General features: G+C 66.6%; 13 protein-coding genes and 1 tRNA gene. 6 read left to right on the top strand and 8 right to left on the bottom strand.

All coding sequences use genetic code 11. From position 1 onward, the window contains the following. Positions 1-167 precede the first annotated feature (167 nt). A complete protein-coding gene (locus IPM80_02655; GenBank protein MBK8957340.1) occupies positions 168-824 on the top strand; it encodes a response regulator in 657 nt (218 codons plus the stop codon). Positions 825-845: 21 nt separating this feature from the next. On the opposite strand, the gene IPM80_02650 is transcribed toward IPM80_02655, so the two are convergent. Continuing rightward, positions 846-1,481, bottom strand: a complete 636-nt coding sequence (locus IPM80_02650) for a response regulator transcription factor (GenBank protein MBK8957339.1) — start codon at positions 1,479-1,481, stop codon at positions 846-848. 445 nt (positions 1,482-1,926) lie between these two features. Between IPM80_02650 and IPM80_02645 the strand changes: the two genes are divergently transcribed. The 5 genes from IPM80_02645 (at position 1,927) to IPM80_02625 (ending at position 8,642) form a co-directional block, all read left to right on the top strand. Then, positions 1,927-2,256: an STAS domain-containing protein gene (locus tag IPM80_02645; protein ID MBK8957338.1), complete on the top strand. Its 330-nt coding sequence runs from the start codon at positions 1,927-1,929 to the stop codon at positions 2,254-2,256. A 12-nt stretch (positions 2,257-2,268) separates the two neighbouring features. After that, positions 2,269-2,781, top strand: a complete 513-nt coding sequence (locus IPM80_02640; protein MBK8957337.1) for a hypothetical protein — start codon at positions 2,269-2,271, stop codon at positions 2,779-2,781. Positions 2,782-3,053: 272 nt separating this feature from the next. Next, the gene (locus tag IPM80_02635) at positions 3,054-4,853 is read left to right on the top strand and encodes a PAS domain-containing protein (protein ID MBK8957336.1); all 1,800 of its coding nucleotides are present in this window, start codon (positions 3,054-3,056) and stop codon (positions 4,851-4,853) included. 216 nt (positions 4,854-5,069) lie between these two features. Beyond that, complete coding sequence (locus tag IPM80_02630) at positions 5,070-7,397, top strand: EAL domain-containing protein (protein ID MBK8957335.1); 2,328 nt, start codon at positions 5,070-5,072, stop codon at positions 7,395-7,397. 84 nt (positions 7,398-7,481) lie between these two features. Next, positions 7,482-8,642 carry an amidohydrolase gene (locus IPM80_02625; GenBank protein ID MBK8957334.1) on the top strand — a complete coding sequence of 387 codons (1,161 nt, stop codon included), beginning with the start codon at positions 7,482-7,484 and terminating at the stop codon, positions 8,640-8,642. Positions 8,643-8,822: 180 nt separating this feature from the next. Here IPM80_02625 and selD read toward each other — a convergent pair whose 3' ends face one another. From selD to IPM80_02590, 7 genes are all read right to left on the bottom strand, one after another. Then, complete coding sequence (selD, locus tag IPM80_02620) at positions 8,823-9,863, bottom strand: selenide, water dikinase SelD (protein ID MBK8957333.1); 1,041 nt, start codon at positions 9,861-9,863, stop codon at positions 8,823-8,825. An 83-nt stretch (positions 9,864-9,946) separates the two neighbouring features. After that, a complete protein-coding gene (gene msrA / locus IPM80_02615) occupies positions 9,947-11,218 on the bottom strand; it encodes a peptide-methionine (S)-S-oxide reductase MsrA (GenBank protein MBK8957332.1) in 1,272 nt (423 codons plus the stop codon). 144 nt (positions 11,219-11,362) lie between these two features. Beyond that, a tRNA-Sec gene (locus IPM80_02610) sits at positions 11,363-11,458 on the bottom strand. 55 nt (positions 11,459-11,513) lie between these two features. Further along, a complete protein-coding gene (locus IPM80_02605) occupies positions 11,514-12,749 on the bottom strand; it encodes a beta-lactamase family protein (GenBank protein MBK8957331.1) in 1,236 nt (411 codons plus the stop codon). Between the two features lie 40 nt (positions 12,750-12,789). Then, on the bottom strand, positions 12,790-14,691 hold the full coding sequence (selB, locus tag IPM80_02600) for a selenocysteine-specific translation elongation factor (protein MBK8957330.1): 1,902 nt from the start codon (positions 14,689-14,691) through the stop codon (positions 12,790-12,792). Further along, positions 14,688-16,109, bottom strand: coding sequence for an L-seryl-tRNA(Sec) selenium transferase (locus IPM80_02595; protein ID MBK8957329.1), 1,422 nt, complete (start codon positions 16,107-16,109; stop codon positions 14,688-14,690). Before IPM80_02595 ends, selB begins: the two co-directional genes overlap by 4 nt. Beyond that, positions 16,106-16,882, bottom strand: a complete 777-nt coding sequence (locus IPM80_02590) for an enoyl-CoA hydratase/isomerase family protein (GenBank protein MBK8957328.1) — start codon at positions 16,880-16,882, stop codon at positions 16,106-16,108. The genes IPM80_02595 and IPM80_02590 overlap by 4 nt, the downstream gene beginning before the upstream one ends. Positions 16,883-16,973 lie beyond the last annotated feature (91 nt).

Raw genomic sequence — 16,973 nt, 5'->3', positions numbered from 1 at the left:
CCGGCCCCACCCCGCCGCTGCGTCGTTCGCAATTCTCGATTCACGCTGATGCCCGGCAAGGAATGCTGTGTTTCGCGAAGCCGAAGTCGCCAGAGTTTGCTGCTCGACCTCCCGGCCCATGCACGGCGTGAGGCTGACCGCCCCGCAACTCGAATAGCGATTCACCGATGAAGCACGACAGTCACAAGACCCACGCCATTCTCGTCGTCGAAGACGACCCGGGCTTGCTGCGCTTCCTGGTGCAGGCGCTCAAGGTCAGCGGCTACAACACCACCAGCGCCGAGTCCGCCGCCGCCGCGCGCGAAGTCATCGAGCACGAACACATCGATCTGGCGCTCATCGACATCGGCCTGCCCGATGGCGATGGCATCGAACTCGGCCAGCGTCTCGCCACCGAACACGGCATTCCGTTCATCCATCTCACCGGGCAGACCGAAAGCGATGCCATAGAACGCGCGGCACGCAGCGGTGCGATCACCTACCTGGTCAAGCCGGTCGGCATCGAGCAACTCACCGCGGCGGTCGCCACCGCCCTCACCCGCGCCACCGAGATCAGCAAACTGATGCGCTCGGTGGAAAAGCTGTCGGGCGATTTCGAAGACAAGAAAGCCGTCAGCATCGCGGTCGGCATCGTCATGGAGCGCTTCGGGCTGAGCGACGGCGAGGCCTTCGAAGTGCTGCGCTACGCCGCGCGCAGCCACCAGGAAAAACTGCAGACCCTGGCCGAGCGCCTGATCGCCGGCCACGGCGGCCTGGAACTGCTGGCGAGCCTCAGCAAGTACCTGCGCAAGTTCGAGCCGACGCGCAAGCAGGGCGACAGCTGAACGCCGGCATCGCGTCGTGCTTCACGAACTCAGACCGCGACCGATGGCATAGCGCACCAGGTCCGCCGTGCTGCGCACCCCCAGCTTGGCGAGAACGTTGCTGCGGTGAGTGCTGATGGTCTTGACGCTCAGATGCAGGCGCCGCGCGATGGAGGTGACCGACAGGCCGTCGACCAGCATGCGGAACACTTCGAATTCACGGCGGCTCAGGTTCTCGTGTTCACCTTCGCCGCGTTGGTTGCTCACGGCCGAGGTGAGGATCTGCGCCGCGGTGCGTGACATGTAGGTGCCGCCGGCGGCCACTTCACGTACCGCACGCACGATCTCCGCCGGCGATTCTTCCTTGCTGATATAGCCCTTGGCGCCGCCCTGGAACGCGCGCAGGGCAAAATCGTGTTCCGAATAGCGCGTGTAGAACAACACGCGTACTTCACTGCGATGACCGCGCAGCCGCTCGAGCAGCTCGAGGCCGCTGCGCCCGCCCAGGCCGATGTCGAGCACGGCCACGTCCGCGGACTGACGGTCGAGTTCCAGCAGCGCCTCCGGGCCGTTGGCGGCATCCGCGACTATTTCGATATCGGGCGCAAGTTCGTTCACTATCTGGCGGAATCCCCAGCGCACGACCGGGTGATCGTCGATTATCATCACCTTGACCACGGTGCAAGCCCTCCCCAAGGTCGTCGGCGCCAACTCGATTTGAGCCCGCGCGACACGGTTGAACATGGTGGCGTCCAGCCGTATGTCAGGCGCCTGCCCCGCGCGCCGCCACTCCGCCGCGACGCTCGCGCCGGGTAGTGGCGCGAAACTCTATGCGCTTTCTCGCGCAAGTTAAACAATTGAATATCCTTGCTGCCGCCGCGCGGCAATGCGGGGCCGCGCGGCGGCGACAGCGGCACACACCATCGATACCAAACGCCTCCTCGAGCGGCACTGAAAGGGTGCGCCACAAAATCGGACGACTCCTAGTTTCGCCAGACTCGACCGATGCCACATTCGGATAGGCACCGCCTGTCCGCCACGCGCTTCGACGCCGATAGAGTCCAGGTCCGGAATCGCGGCATCTTCCGTGATTCTCGCGGCGAGACGCACAGAGGTGGTCGCCATGAACGAACGAATCATCATCAGCCGCAGCCCCATCGGCCTGCGCCTACACGTGCCCCAGGATTTGCGCTTCGAGGATTACCGCGAAATCCGCGGCGTCGTGGAGCGGATTGGCAATGCGCGCAAAATCGAGGTCGACATTTCGCGCCTCGACAGCATGCCGACCTGGTTCCTGGGCTTGCTGCTGCACGTGGAGGAGCGCCTCGGCGTGCGCGTGTCGGTGACCAAGGTCGACAACCACCTGGTCGATGTCTTTGCCATCGCCGGCATGGAACGTTTCATCGACGAGGCGCCGCGCGAGTCCGTGGCTGTCTCATTGTCCGAAACGTGAAGGAGCGCCCCGATGTTCGGCACCCGACTCCGCCCCCACCCGCCTTCGCTCGTCACCATCGAGAAATGCGCGGCATCCACCCGCTACCGCGGCACACGAGCGAGCCTCATCGATTTCGATCTCGCCGAAGTGGACATGTTCCCCGTCCCCGGCGCGACCACGCGCGGCACGCGCGGTGAGCTCACATGGACAATGGCGAGCGTGCCCGACAGTGACGAATTTGTGCTCGAACTGCACGGCCTGGCGCGCCGCCCCGTGGCGATAGATTCGGCGCGACGCCGCGCCGGTAAACATGCGCAGAACGTCGCCGGCGCCACGCTGGAACGTGACGTGCGGGCGATGGTCGATCAGTACAACGAACTGGGCATGAACACGCTCAAGCTCATCGAGGCGCTGGTCAATCGCGGCGAGCGTGCTGCCACCGACGCCGCGGAGCTGTCGACCACGCTGGCGCATCTCAAGCAAGTCTACAGTCGGCTCGCGCAACGCAACCGTGCCGCCATCAGGTCGATTCCTCGCGCTTGAGGTGGACGCAAACGCCCCCATTTCAAGCGCTGGCTGGGTGCGGATGCCGGCAGTCGCGGTCGACTCGACGCTGCGTGGATGGCGCGCCAGGCATCCAGGCGGCGCTTGCGTACGCAAGCGTGCGGTGCCCTGTTTCTGACCCTGGTCAAAGCCAGGTTCGCAAGCACGCAACCTGGGGGGCAATCACCGCTCCCATGGTGGACAGTAAGGATGCGAGCGCCGCACCAGGAGGCACGCACCCCAGGTAATGGATACAACGACGAGCGAGCTGTATGGGCAATGAGCAACAGGGCACGACGCCCTGCGTGACACGGGCGCAAGCCGCGGCCGGCTTCGGCGTGTGGGAGTACGACGTCGAGTCCGACCGCGTGTTCTGTGACGCGCGCTTGAGCAAATTTCTGGGTCTCGACCCGCCGGGCGAAGGAAAGCCGGCGATACTGCGCGACATCGTCCATCCTGACGACCGGGCCGCGGTCGATGCCGCCGTGCATGCGGCGCTGGCCGACGATGCGGCACCAGTGTCCATCATTTGCCGCCTCGTTCATCGCGGCAGCGGCGAGATCCGCCGCATCGCCTCGCGCGGCGGACGCATCGATGACGGCACATCCCGCCGCCTGGCGGGCATCCTGCTGCCCTTGGAAACCGAGGACGCGCTCGAAGACTTTTTTGGCAGCCCCGAATTCGTGCGCGCCCTGCTCGGCAACCGCAAGGTCGTCGCGTGGGCGAAGGACGAGCAGCATCGCTACGGCTTCGTCAGCGAGAACTACCAGCGGCTGCTGGGCGTAAGCCGCGCGCAATGGTACGGCAAGACCGAGGACGCGCTATGGCCGGCGGACATCGCGGAAAGGATTGCCCACGAACACGATGCCCTGCTCAGCGACGAGCGTCCGACCGAGGTCATCGACCGCATGGTCACGCCCGGCGGCGAGGAAAGCTACTGGGCCTCGAGCAAATTCGTGTTCCGCGACCTGCCCGGCCGACGCTACGTGGGCGGCCTGAGTGTCGACATCACGGCCCTCAAGCGCGCCGAGCAAGCCAAGCGCACCAGCGAACTGCGACTCGAGGCGTTTCTCGACAACGAACGGTTCCGGGCCTGGGTGATGGATGACCACGGCCAATTGGTGTTCATGAATTCAACCCTGCGCCGCGCCCTTGGCCTTGGCGAAAACGGCCTGGCGGAGGGCCGCCTCGAGTCCCTGTTTCCCGCCGAAACGGCGGCGACCGTGCGCCTTCGCATTCGCGAAGTGCTGGCGCGCGGCGAGGCCATGCAGTACGTCGAAGACAGTGTCGACGCCGGCGGCCACCGCAGTTGGTGGTTCAAGACGAAATTTCCCCTGGCCGGCGCGGACGGCCGTCGCTATGTCGGCTGCATGGCAATGGACATCTCCGAGCAGGTGGAGCTGCGCCGCGCGCGGGACGAGCTACGCGCCTTGCTGCATCAGCTGCAGGATGGTCATGAGCTAGAGCGCAAACAGCTCGCGCGCGATCTGCACGACGTGCTGGGTGGCACGCTGACGGTGCTGAAATCGCAGCTCGCGTTGCTCGACACGCCCTCGGCGCGCGGCGACCCGCGGCGCGCCGCGGCCATCTCCGAGAAGATGCATGAGCTGATCGATACGCTGCTGTGCGATGCCGACCGCCTGGTGAGCTGGTTGCGCCCGCCCAGCCTCGACCACCTCGGCCTCGGCGCCGCCCTCGAGCAGCTGGCCCGCGAGTTCAGCGCCTTGTATTCCGTCGACTGCCACGTCAGTGCGCGGGACGCCTTACCGAGATTGAGCGAGTCGCTGACCGTCAATCTCTACCGCATCGCGCAGGAAGGTTTGACCAACGTCGCCAAGCATGCCAACGCGCGCCACGCCATCATCACGCTGTCGGTCGTCGACGCGCACCTCGTGTTGACGCTGGAAGACGACGGCCAGGGCAAGGTCAGCGACGCCGCCGCGCGTCGCGGCTATGGCTTGCTTGGCATGCGCGAGCGCGTACATCTGTTGAATGGCAGCCTGTCGCTCGACACCAGTCCGCTCGGCGGACTGCGCCTGAACATCAGCGTGCCGCTGGCGCCAAGCCCCTGACCAGCGCCGCGACAGCAGGGCAACGATGGTGGCGTCACGCCCTCGTCCGCGTCGGCCATAGGACATTTCCGAGCGCAGGTTCGGACATTTCGACAATCCAATCTCGCGAGCCATTACCGCTATCGTTGCATGGCATTTCGCACACCGTCGATATGCGAATCGCCGCCAGCGAAATAAGCAACGCACCTGTCGTTACGACGACAAGAGGACCCCGCCATGAAGTCCACAGACCAGGACGCCGCGATGACGACCTCACCGACACGCGCTACCCGGACGTTCGGCGCTTGGCTGGCCGCGATTGCCTTGGCGGCGGCCGCTCCCTGGCTGCTGCACGGTGTGCCGCACCCCGGCGGCCTGCTGTTGATGTCGACGTTCATCGTGCTGCTGGGCGTGGCCTTCGCGCTCAGCATCGACAGCCGTTCCCGCGCATTGCAGCGCATGCGTGCCCGCTACTTGGCGCTGGCCGAGAACTCACCCGACGGCATCGTGGTGCTCGATGGCGATGCCCGGATCGAAAGCGTGAACGCCGCACTGTTGGCGCTTTCTGGATACGATGCCGCGGAGCTCATCGGCCAGCCGGTCGATTGCCTGGTGCCGACGGCGCATGCCGGCCATGGCCAGCACGTGGCGAATTACATGAAGAGCCCACGTATGCGCTACATGGGCAGCGGCAGGGAACTGGCGCTACGCCATCGCGACGGCCACAACGTGGCGGTGGAGATCAGCCTCGCGCCGGTCATCACCCTCGATGAATTCCACGTGGTGGCGGCGGTGCGCGACATCAGCGCCAGGAAAGCCGCCGAGCGTGCCTTGCAGGCGAGTGAGCGGCGCCTGCGCGGTGTGACCAATGCATTGCCGGGCGCGGTCTACCAGTTCGAGCGTCGCGCCGACGGTCACCAAGGCTTGACGTTCTTGAGCGATGGCATTCGAGCGCTGCTGGACATCGATGGCGCGCCCACGCCGACCACCCTCGATGCCCTGCTGACGCGGGTGGTGGCGGAAGACCTGCCGCCCCTCATGCACAGTATCGAACAGGCCACGCGCGACGGCGGGCCGTGGATGCACGAATTCCGTGTTCGCACCGAGCGCGGCGCGGTGCGCTGGGTGCGAGGCAACTCTCTACCGTCGCCGCCGGACGAAACCGGCACCTGCGAATGGAACGGTATCCTCATCGACGTCAGCGAGACCCGCCAGCTGTCCGAGCAACTCGCTTTCCAGGCGCTTCACGACGGCCTGACGGGCTTGCCCAATCGCCGTGGATTCGAAGCGCGCCTGCTCGAGTTGCTCGATGCCTCGCGCGCGAGCGGTGCGCTGACCGTGGCGTTCCTCGATCTCGACCAGTTCAAGGTCATCAACGATACCTGCGGGCACAGCGCGGGCGACGAACTGCTGCGCCAGGTGGCGACCGCCCTCAAGGAGCGCCTGCGTAGCCAGGACGTGCTCGCGCGCCTTGGTGGCGACGAGTTCGCGATCATCATGGCCAGCGGCCTGGACCTCGCCGAAGCGGTGCTGCAACGGGTGCGCGAAGCGCTGGCCGACATGCGCTTCGTGTGGGAAGGCAAGGCCTTCAATCTCAGCTTCAGCGCCGGCCTGGTGGCCGCCCATGGCGCGACGCCGCCGGCCGAACTGTTGCGCTGCGCCGACGCCGCTTGCTACGCGGCCAAGGACGCCGGGCGCAATTGCGTGCGGGTGTTCCATGACCAGGACACCCAGGTCGCCATTCAACACGGCCAGATGCGCTGGGTGCCGTTGATCACCGACGCGCTGCAGAACCATCGTTTCCAGCTCTATGCGCAGCCGATCATGGCGATCGGCGCCGGCCGCCGGCCAGCGGTGCACTACGAGGTGCTGCTGCGCATGCTGCTGCCGGACGGCGAGCTGGCGCCGCCCGGTGCGTTTCTGCCCGCCGCCGAACGTTACAACCTCGCGCCGCGCCTCGATCGCTGGGTGGTCGCGCGCCTGTTCGAATTCATCGAAGGGCTGCTCGCCAAAGGCATTGCGTGCCCGACCTTCAACGTCAACTTGTCGGGTTTGTCGGTGGGTGACAACGCCACCACGCACTTCATCGCCGAGCAACTCAGGCGTCGTTCGGTACCGCCGACCGCAATCTGTTTCGAGATCACGGAGACCGCCGCCATCGCGCAACTCTCGCAGGCGCGCGAGTTCATTGCACAGCTGAAGCACCTCGGTTGCCGCTTCGCCTTGGACGACTTCGGCAGCGGCATTTCCTCGTTTGGCCAGCTCAAGAACCTCGACATCGATTACGTCAAGATCGACGGCATGTTCGTGCGCGATATTGCCCGCGACCCGGTCGACCTGGTGATGGTCACGGCCATCAACGACATGGCGCATGCCCTCGGCATTGAGACCGTCGCGGAGTTCATCGAAGACGAAGAGGTGCTGGGCCTGGTGCGGGGCATCGGCGTCGACTTTGCGCAAGGCTACGCCGTCGGCCGCCCGCAGCTGCTGGACGAAAGCCTGGTGGTCGATGGCGCGGTCGCTCTGTCGCCGTCACCCGCGTCACGCCAGGCGCGCGTGTGCTGAGCACATGGCGGTTCCGAGGTCGCGAACGCGGCCCGGGCGGTCTAGGCTTGACCCTTGGCGCACTCCGCGCCGGGGGAGAACAGCATGTCCGAATCGAATGCGGCCCGCGTCTACACCGTCGACGCCGATGGCCATGTGTTGGAACCGCGCGATACCTGGCAGAAATACATCGCACCGCGCTTTCGCGAGCGCGCAATTCGTATCGACCACGATGCCAAAGGCAACGAGGTCTTGTTGATCGACGGCCAGGTATTGGAGGCCGTGCGCGGCCGCCTGGCAGGCTTGGGCGGCGTCGACATGGACCCGACCGAACTCCTGACCACTGGCCTTTTGAGCTACGAGGACGGCTGCCCGCCCGGCAGTCACGACCCGGCCGCGCGCCTCGCGGTACTGGATGAAGAAGGCATTGACGTGGCGCTGCTCTATCCCACCATCGGCATTTGCTGGGAGGGTCACGTGCGCGATGCGGCGCTGGCGCATGCCTACACCGAAGCCTACAACCGCTGGCTGGTCGACTTCTGCAGCCATGATTTCAAACGGCTGGTGCCCATCATGCATCTCAACCTGCTCGATGTCGGCCTGGCGGTGGCCGAGATGCGGCGCGCCCACGCGGCGGGCTGTCGCGGCATCTACATCTCGCCCGACATGTACGCGCGTGACCGCCGACGCTTCGACGATGCCGCGCTCGCGCCGTTCTGGGCGACGGCCGAGGAACTCGAACTGCCGGTGGCGTTCCACGTGGTGGTGCGCGACCAGCCCACCACCAGCTATGCCGACCCGCTCGACGATGCCAATGGCGAACGCTTCGGCCTGTTCAACTTCGCGTTCCTGGCCATCGACGTGATGGCGGCCTTCACCGAGTTGCTCACCACCGGCGTGCTGGAACGCTATCCGCGCCTCAAGGTGACGGTGCTGGAATCGGGCGCCAACTGGATCTCGGCGTGGCTGGACAGGCTCGATCACAAGTTCGAGGTGATGCGCTCACGCACGTCCTTGAGCATGAAGCCCAGCGAGTATTTCAAACGGCAGTGCCTGGTGTCGGCCGATCCGGACGAGACCATCACCGCCGAGGTGGTGCGCCACGTCGGCGCGCAATACTTCGTGTGGGCGTCGGACTATCCGCACATCGACGCCTCGATGGGCGTGGTGCGCGAGATGCGTGAGCGCCTGGCGCCGCTGCCGGCAGCCGACCAGCGCCTGGTGCTGGGCGAAAACGCGGCACGGTTCTATGGCTTGCCGCGCTGAAATCGTGGGGTCGAATTCATGCCCGCAATGCGCGGCGCGCGCACTGAGCTTGCAATGTCAGGCTGAAGCCTGACCCACAAACCGGGCGATGCATCGTGGGTCAGGCTTCAGCCTGACATGGCTCACTGATAGAGCTCTCATTGGGCACGGACACGGAAATGAATTCGGCCCGACGGCCAATCACGCGACGCTGATGCGTGGCTCACCCTCCACCATGCGCCCCACCACCCACGCCTCGTTGCCCTGCACTTCGCGCACCAGCCCCATGACGTCCTGTTCCGCCTCCGCTGCACAGGCGATGAGCAGGCCGCCGCTGGTCTGAGGGTCGGTGACCAGGGTCTGCAGGTGGGCTGGCGCCGCACCGGGCAGCGACACCGCGCTGCCGTAGCTCGCCCAGTTGCGATTCGAGGCGCCGGTGGCGATGCCGCTCTTGGCGAGGCTGAGCGCGGCGTCGATGATCGGCAACTGCCGGGCATACACCTCGGCGCCGAGACGCGAGGCACGACACACTTCCAACAGGTGGCCGGCCAGGCCGAAGCCGGTGACGTCGGTCAACGCATGCACGCCGGGCAGGTGCGCAAGGCGCGCGCCGACGCGGTTGAGCGTGGTGGTCCAGCGCAGCATCTCGGCGTACTGCTCGGCGCTCAACAGACCTTTCTTGAGTCCTGCCGACAGCACGCCCACGCCGAGCGGCTTGGACAGGATCAGGGTGTCTCCTGCCTGCGCGCCGGCATTGGTTTTGACTTTTTCCGGATTGACCACGCCCAGCGCGACCAAGCCGTAGATGGGCTCCAAGGTATCGATGGAATGACCGCCCGCCACCGGAATACCGGCCGCGCGACACACCGAAGCGCCGCCTTCGAGGATGCGTCCGATGACCTCGGCCGGCAGTTTGTCGATGGGCATGCCGACCACCGCCAGCGCCATGATCGGCGTGCCGCCCATGGCGTAGACGTCCGACAGCGCATTGGTGGCGGCGATGCGTCCGAAATCATGCGGGTCATCCACCACCGGCGTGAAGAAATCGGTGGTCGCGACAATGGCCTGCGTGTCGTTCAGGCGATACACGGCGGCGTCGTCGGAATGCTCGGTGCCGACCATGAGGTCCGGCGGCACGAGGCCCTGCGGCACCGCCGACAGCATGTCGGCGAGCAGGGCCGGCGCAATCTTGCAGCCGCAGCCGCCACCGTGGGAGAACTGGGTCAGACGAATATCATTCATGGCGCGCGCCGTACAGCTGTGAGGGCTTCGAGCATAGCCGATGCGGACGCCGCTCACGAGACGGCCGCGGCGGCGCGCGCCGCTCAATGGACGCGCGGCTTGAACTCCAGCACCGTGGCGTTGATGCAGTAACGCGGCTGGCCGTTGGGACCATCGTCGAACACGTGGCCGAGATGGATGCCACTGCTCTTGGACAGCACCTCGGTGCGCTCCATGCCGTAGCTGTGATCGGCGACGCTGAGCGTCGCACCGTCCACCGAGCGCGTGAAGGACAGCCAGCCGGTGCCGGAATTGAAACGGTCACGCGTATCGAACAAGGGCGCGCCGCTCAGCTTGTCGATGAACACGCCGTCGGGCGTGTCCTTGAACTCGTCGTAGCGCCGGCAGTAGCGGCTGTCGGTACCCTTGCCGAAAGCGACCTTGTAGGCCTGGCTCTTGCCGAGCTTGAAAGCGCCCAGCGCCTGGTAGAACTCGGCGGCGCTCATATAGCCCTGGTAACCGGCGACTTCCTTGCCGTCATCGAGGAAATACACGGTGGGCGTGGCCCAGGTCGGGGTCTTGAGCGTGAGACCTCCGAGCCCGGAGGCATCACGAAAGCTGAGCGGCACGCTGCCGGCATAGGCATCGGTGACGTCTTTCTTGAAGCGCGCGCAATAGGGGCAGTGCTCGGCTTCCAGCACCACGATGTGCTTGCCTTTCAGCAGCGCGTGGTTGTCGATGGCGCGCGTCGCGTCAGCCACATGAGCGGCGAAGCGCACGCCGGTGGCATGGTTCGGGCAGTAGCCGTGGGGATTCTTGACCAGGTAGTCCTGGTGATACTCCTCGGCCGCATGGAATTTCTCCAGCGGCTTGATATCGGTGACGATGGCGCCGTAACCGGCCTTGCTCAGCAGCTTCTGGTAATCGTCGCGCGCGGCGACCGCGGCCGCGCGCTGCTCGTCGTCACTGTAGAGAATGAGCGAGCGATACTGCGTGCCGACGTCGTTGCCCTGGCGGTTCTTCTGCGTCGGGTCATGCGCCTCGAAGAAGTGCTCGAGCAGCGCACGGGTGGACAGCAGCGAGCTGTTGTAACGCACCTCCACCACCTCGGCGTAGTTGTCCGGATCGCGCTTGTGTTCGCGACTGCTGATGGCCTCGTAGTTGACCTCGACATTGCGGCCATCGGCATAGCCCGATACCGCGTCAACCACGCCCGGCAGCGCCGCGTAGCCTTTCTCCGCGCCCCAGAAGCAGCCGGAGCCGAGCACCAGGGTCTTGATGTGATCGGTGGCGGGCATGGGGGCGGACGCCGCGTGAGCGGCCCACGGCCAGGCAATCAAGGTGACAAGACAGGCAAGCAAACGTGGAAATTTCATGTCGGACTCCGCTGCGGTGAATGGCACGCCGCGCGTGGGGCGTACGGAATGTCATCTGCAACCGGTAGTTCGCCGCGCCGGACGATTTGGTTACAGCAGTGCGCCGCAGGCCGGGCATGCGAGGAGTCGCCCGGCACATGGATTTGGCGAAAGAGGCAGGAGTCGAACCTGCCAGGCACACATGCGTGCGCCTCACCGGATTTGAAGTCCGGGCGCCCCACCGGGAGACGATGCTCTTCCGCCGGTAATGCTAGTGATTCAGCGCGCCGCGGTCCATCGCCGCGCGTGGCTGGACTCATTCAATCCAGGCGCCGCTCGCATTGCTTCGATAGCCAAGCGCGCTATAAGCCGCGTCGACCAGTGACTGGCCGCGCGCATTGAGCAACAAGCCCGTGCCCATGCGGTTCATGGCGTAGCCGAAGCTCATGCGACACGCCGGATCGGCGAAGCCCAGCGAGCCGCCGGCGCCGACATGGCCGAACGCGCCCTCGCCGATCAGGAGACTGGAATTGACCACGTCGGCGCGCCGACGGTTGTCGATCGCCTTCATGAATCCTTCCGAGAAATTCATGCGCGCGAGCAAGGTCGCGTCGTCGTGGCTGGCCATGCTGGTGCGCGCCATGCGCGTCAGCGTGTCCGGCCCGACCAGGCGCGTGTTGTTGATGCTGCCGCCGTTGGCGAGCGGCGCATACATGGCGGCCAGGGCGCGCCCGTTGGCAAGGCCATTGGCAGAGCCGATCTCGGCGACGTGACAGTCGGCGCTGTTGGCATCGACCAGCATGAAGTCGCGCATGAACAGCTGGGTGGGCGTGCCCGGCGTGCCGAGCGCGGCTTTCACGAAACGCGATTCCAGCCACGGCGCGTCGGGCGTGGCCGGAATCATCGGCGAGATACGCCCGTGCAGTTCGCGCGGCATGCCTATCCAGAACTCGAGGCCGAGCGGTGCCGCCACTTCGTCACGAAAGAACGCGCCGAGACGCTGGCGCGCGGCGCGATGCACGAGTTCGCCGACCGTCCAGGCCATGGTGATGGCGTGATAACCGACCCGTGTGCCCGGCGTCCAGAAGGCCGGCTCGGCGGCCACGCGTTTCACCATCGCGTCGTAATCGTAGAAGCCGCCGGCCGGTACCGCGTCGCGTACATGGGGCACGCCGACGCTGTGGTCCAAGGTCATGCCGACGCGCGCGTCCTCCTTGCCGTTGACCGCGAATTCGGGCCAGTAGTCGCTGATCCTGGCATCGAGATCGAGCGCGCCGCGATCCGCCAGCATGTGCGCGCACAAGGCCATCGCGCCCTTGGTGGCGGAGAACACCGTGGCCACGGTGTCACGTTCCCAGGCGGCGCCGTCGCGTGTGCGGCGTCCGCCCCACAGGTCCACCACCGTGCGTCCTTCCAGGTTCAACGCGACGCTGGCGCCGACCTCGTCACGCTCGCTGAAGTTGGCGACGAAGGCGTCGGCCACGCTCGCGAAGGCGCTGTCGTATTGGCCTTCGATGCGGCCTTGTGGAGTGTCCAGGCAAATCGACTTCATGGTTCGGGTCTTCCAGGTGGAGGGTTGCGTACGCGTCGCGTCATCCGCGACGCTTGGTATCGAGCAGCGAACGTTGGTCGCCGCTGCGATGGGTCAGGCCGATGCGGTCGAAGTATTCGAGGATCTCGATGACCGCGTTGCGCCCGACGCCGGCGCGGTCGCGAAAATCCGCGGCGCTGAACTTGCCGCCGCCCTGCGTCAGTTCGCGCACCAGCTGCTCGAAGCGCGCCATGGCCGTCGGCAGGAAATAGCGCTTGGCGCTGACCTTCACCACCAGTCCCTGCTTGGCAACGCGGATGAGGAAGGCTTCGAGCAGGCTGTGATTGTGATTGAGCGCGGCCGCGAGATCGTGCACCACCGGCGCCTTCATGGCATCGCTCGCCAACAGCGGCTGCACGCGCTTCCACAACGCATCGTCGGCCGCCGAGCGGCGCGCGCTGTGGGTCGGCAAGCGCAACACCGCGCCGTCGCGCACCACCCTGCCGGCGCCGACCAGGCTGTCGATGAGGGCCGCGAACACGCCGCGCAGAAGGCGCGCGCGCAGGCCTTTCTCGAGTTCACGCTCGCCCGCGCCGAGGCGTTCCGGGTGAGCGCGGTGTTGCTCGCCCAAGGCGTCCAGGGTGAGCGCCTCGAGGCGTTGCCAGTGCGCGTCGCCGATGGCGAGATCCGGCGAACCGCACAGTCTCAATCCGGGCGTCTGCAACAAGGCCGCGCGTTGCGTGGCATCGAGATTCCAGTTGCGCATGAAGGCGGCGAGATCCAAGCCACCGGGCAGGGCCGCCAGCGCCGCCGGCAGCGCAAGCTGCGCGTTGGGCTCGGCCATGGCCTCGAGGAAGGCGCGCCGCTCGTCGCGATTGCGACTACGCATGTCGGGCGCGGGATCGATCACCACGCCGCCGCCCACGGTGCGGCGCGCCGACTGGTCGCGCAGCACCAGGCGGTCGCCGCGCAAGGTGTGCAACGCATGGTCGAGCATGATCTGCGCGAGTGCGCTGGCGCCGGGCGCAATGTCGCCGCCGTCGTGGGTGACCAGCCGACCGGTGACATCGGCGGCGCCGATATGCACGTGCACCGGCGTGCGATTGGCCAGCGCGCGCGGCTCGTCGGCGAGTACCCGCACTTCGACATCGATGCGCCGCGTCGACGACGCGACCGGCTCGGCCACCATCCAGTCCCCACGCCGGATCTCGACGTCGCGCAGGCCCGCGCCGCTGACGTTCAACGCGCAGCGCTGACCGGCGCTCGCGCGCTGCGCCTCGCGGTTGTGTACATGCATGCCGCGCACGCGCAGCTCGCCGCCGTCCGGCACGTGCCATACCGCGTCGCCGACGCCGATGTCACCGCTGAACACCGTGCCGGTGACGACGCGTCCGGCGCCTTTCAGGAGAAAACTGCGGTCGACGGCGAGACGGAAATTGCCCTCGACGGCACGTGGCGGCAAGCTGCGTTGCAGGGCCAGGAGTTCGCCGCGCAAGGTATCGATGCCGATGTTCTGCAGCGCCGATACCGGCACGATGGTGCAGTCGCGCAAGGCGGTCGGCGCCAGCAGGCGACGAATGAGCGCACTGACTTCGGCAACCCGCGCTTCGCTGACGCGATCGACCTTGCTCAAGGCCACCACGCCGCGCGTCACGCCCAGCAATTCGAGAATGGCAAGATGCTCGGCGGTCTGCGGCATCGGGCCGTCGTCCGCCGCGATCACGAACATCACCACGTCGATGCCACTGACACCCGCCACCATGGTGCGAATGAAGCGCTCGTGGCCGGGCACGTCGATGAACCCCGTGGCGCTGCCGTCGCCGAGATCGTGATAGGCGAAGCCGAGTTCGATGGTCAGGCCGCGCGCCTTCTCCTCGGGCAGGGCATCGGTGTCGACGCCGGTGAGCGCACGCACCAGGGCGGTCTTGCCATGATCGACATGGCCGGCGCTGGCGATGATCATGGCGTTGCCGCCCAATCGAAGCGCGCGAACTGCGCGCTGAAAGTCGCTTCATCGTCGAGCGTACGCAGATCGAGCAGCAGGGCGTCGTCGGCGATGCGCCCTATCACCGGCACCGGCAGCGCACGCAGCGCGCGTGCCAGCTGCTCGAGCGCTCGGCCGCCGCGCCCCGGCAGGCGGATGGCCAGCGCGAAACTCGCCAACAGGTCGACCGGCAACGCGCCGCTGCCGATCTGGCTGTGACACGCTTGAACTTCAACCACGGCGCGCGCGCCGAGCGCGCCGGCCACGGCGGGTGCGACGCGTGAGGCGGCCGCGCCGATATCGTCGGCTTTGCGCGTCAGCAGACGCAACGTTGGCACGCGCGCCACCGCCACGGCCGGATCGGCATACAGGCGCAGCACCGCGGCCAGGGCCGCGAGCGTCATCTTGTCGACGCGCAGCGCGCGCTTCAAAGGATTGCGCTTCAAACGCGCGACGAGATCCTTGCGCCCCGCGATGATGCCTGCCTGCGGCCCGCCCAGCAGCTTGTCGCCGCTGAAGGTCACCAGATCCGCGCCGCCTGCCAGGGTGCTGGCCACCGTCGGCTCGCGCGGCAGGCCGAACTGCGTGAGGTCCAGCAAAGTGCCGCTGCCGAGGTCGACCGCGAACGGCAGTTCGGCGCCATGCGCCAGCGCGGCGAGTTCCGCTTCAGGCACCGCGGCGGTGAAGCCACTGATGGCGTAGTTGCTGGCATGCACTTTCATCAGCAGCGCGGTGCGCGCATTCATGGCATTGCCGAAGTCCGCGCGATGCGTGCGATTGGTGGTGCCGACTTCGACCATGCGCGCGCCGGCGCGCGTCATGACGTCGGGAATACGGAACGCGCCGCCGATCTCGACGAGTTCACCGCGCGATACGAGCACCTCCTTGCCCTTGGCGAGGGTGTTCAACACCAGCAGCACGGCAGCGGCGTTGTTGTTGACCACGGTCGCGGCCTCGGCGCCGGTCAGGCGACAGATCCATTGCTCCACGTGCACGTCGCGATCGCCGCGGCGACCGCTGCCGAGCTCATATTCGAGATTGCTGGCGCCGGATGCCACCGCGGTCATGGCGGCGATGGCTTCGTCGGGCAGCGGCGCACGACCGAGATTGGTGTGCAGCACGGTGCCGGTAAGATTGAAGACGCGTCGCAGGGACGGCGCCAGCAGCGCCGCCACGCGCCGCCGGCTTTCAGCGATCAAGGCCGCGCCGGCCAGCGCCTCGCGCGCGGCCTGGCCTTCGCGCTTGATGGCGGCACGCGCATCATCGACCACCTCGCGCACCACGCCTGCCACCAGGGCGTGGCCGCCGTCGGCCAACGCGCCCTGCAATTCGTCAGCGCGCAGCAACTCGTCGATGGACGGCACCGCGCGCAGCAGCGCGTTCAAATCCTCGCTCATTTACCGCGAAACACCGGTTTGCGCTTCTCCACGAAGGCGCGCATCGCCTCTTTCGAATCCTCGGTGAGGCTCAGTTGGCCGGTCATGGTCTGCTCGAAGCGGTAACCATCGCGCAAGGTCATTTCTTCGATGTTGTTGAGCGCATGCTTGGCGAGGCCGATGGCAAGCGGGCTCTTGCCGGCGATCTCGCGCGCGATGCCGAGCGCCGTCTCCATGAGCTCGGCGAGCGGCACCGACGCCTCGACCACGCCCAGGCGGTACAGCTCCGGCCCGTATACGCGCATGCCGGTCAGCATCATGCGCCGCAGGCGCGAATGTCCGAACAGGCGTTGCGCATGGCGACCGCCGCCCAACAGGCCGACGTCGATCTCGGGCAGGCCGATGCAGGCGGTTTCGGCCGCCACCAGGATGTCGCACGAAGCGACGAAGGCCAGGCCGCCACCCAGCGCCACGCCGTTGATGGCGGCGATCACCGGCTTCCGGCATTCCATGATGCTGTGATAGGCCTCGCGCGCGCGGCGGCTGCGTTGCCAGTGACCGCCGGCCTCGGGCGCGGTGCCGACCCGCTCCTTGATGTCCGCGCCGGCGCAGAAGGTCTTGCCTTCGCCGGTCAGCACCGCGACGCGGATGTCGTCACGATCGCTGATGGTGTCGAACACGTAGGCGGTTTCTTCCAGCAGTTGCTGGCTGTGGGCATTGACCGGCGGATTGGCGAACCGCACGACGGCGATGTATTCCTCGACGATGTCGAGCTTGACGAGTTGTGGCTGCATGACTTCCCCTGGCTGATGACGGGCGCGGCGCGCGTTCAGGTGGGACGCGCAGCGTTTCTTTGTACTGCCCGGCACTTTATCATCGCTGGCC

This window comes from Pseudomonadota bacterium (assembly GCA_016719885.1).
GTDB lineage: Bacteria > Pseudomonadota > Gammaproteobacteria.
This window is presented reverse-complemented; position numbering and strand designations above follow the sequence as displayed.

Coding starts and splice junctions, on each gene's coding strand:
- IPM80_02655 (MBK8957340.1), top strand. CDS start 168: ATGAAGCACGACAGTCACAAGACCCACGCCATTCTCGTCGTCGAAGAC.
- IPM80_02645 (MBK8957338.1), top strand. CDS start 1,927: ATGAACGAACGAATCATCATCAGCCGCAGCCCCATCGGCCTGCGCCTA.
- IPM80_02640 (MBK8957337.1), top strand. CDS start 2,269: ATGTTCGGCACCCGACTCCGCCCCCACCCGCCTTCGCTCGTCACCATC.
- IPM80_02635 (MBK8957336.1), top strand. CDS start 3,054: ATGGGCAATGAGCAACAGGGCACGACGCCCTGCGTGACACGGGCGCAA.
- IPM80_02630 (MBK8957335.1), top strand. CDS start 5,070: ATGAAGTCCACAGACCAGGACGCCGCGATGACGACCTCACCGACACGC.
- IPM80_02625 (MBK8957334.1), top strand. CDS start 7,482: ATGTCCGAATCGAATGCGGCCCGCGTCTACACCGTCGACGCCGATGGC.
- selD (MBK8957333.1), bottom strand. CDS start 9,863: ATGAATGATATTCGTCTGACCCAGTTCTCCCACGGTGGCGGCTGCGGC.
- msrA (MBK8957332.1), bottom strand. CDS start 11,218: ATGAAATTTCCACGTTTGCTTGCCTGTCTTGTCACCTTGATTGCCTGG.
- IPM80_02605 (MBK8957331.1), bottom strand. CDS start 12,749: ATGAAGTCGATTTGCCTGGACACTCCACAAGGCCGCATCGAAGGCCAA.
- selB (MBK8957330.1), bottom strand. CDS start 14,691: ATGATCATCGCCAGCGCCGGCCATGTCGATCATGGCAAGACCGCCCTG.
- IPM80_02595 (MBK8957329.1), bottom strand. CDS start 16,109: ATGAGCGAGGATTTGAACGCGCTGCTGCGCGCGGTGCCGTCCATCGAC.
- IPM80_02590 (MBK8957328.1), bottom strand. CDS start 16,882: ATGCAGCCACAACTCGTCAAGCTCGACATCGTCGAGGAATACATCGCC.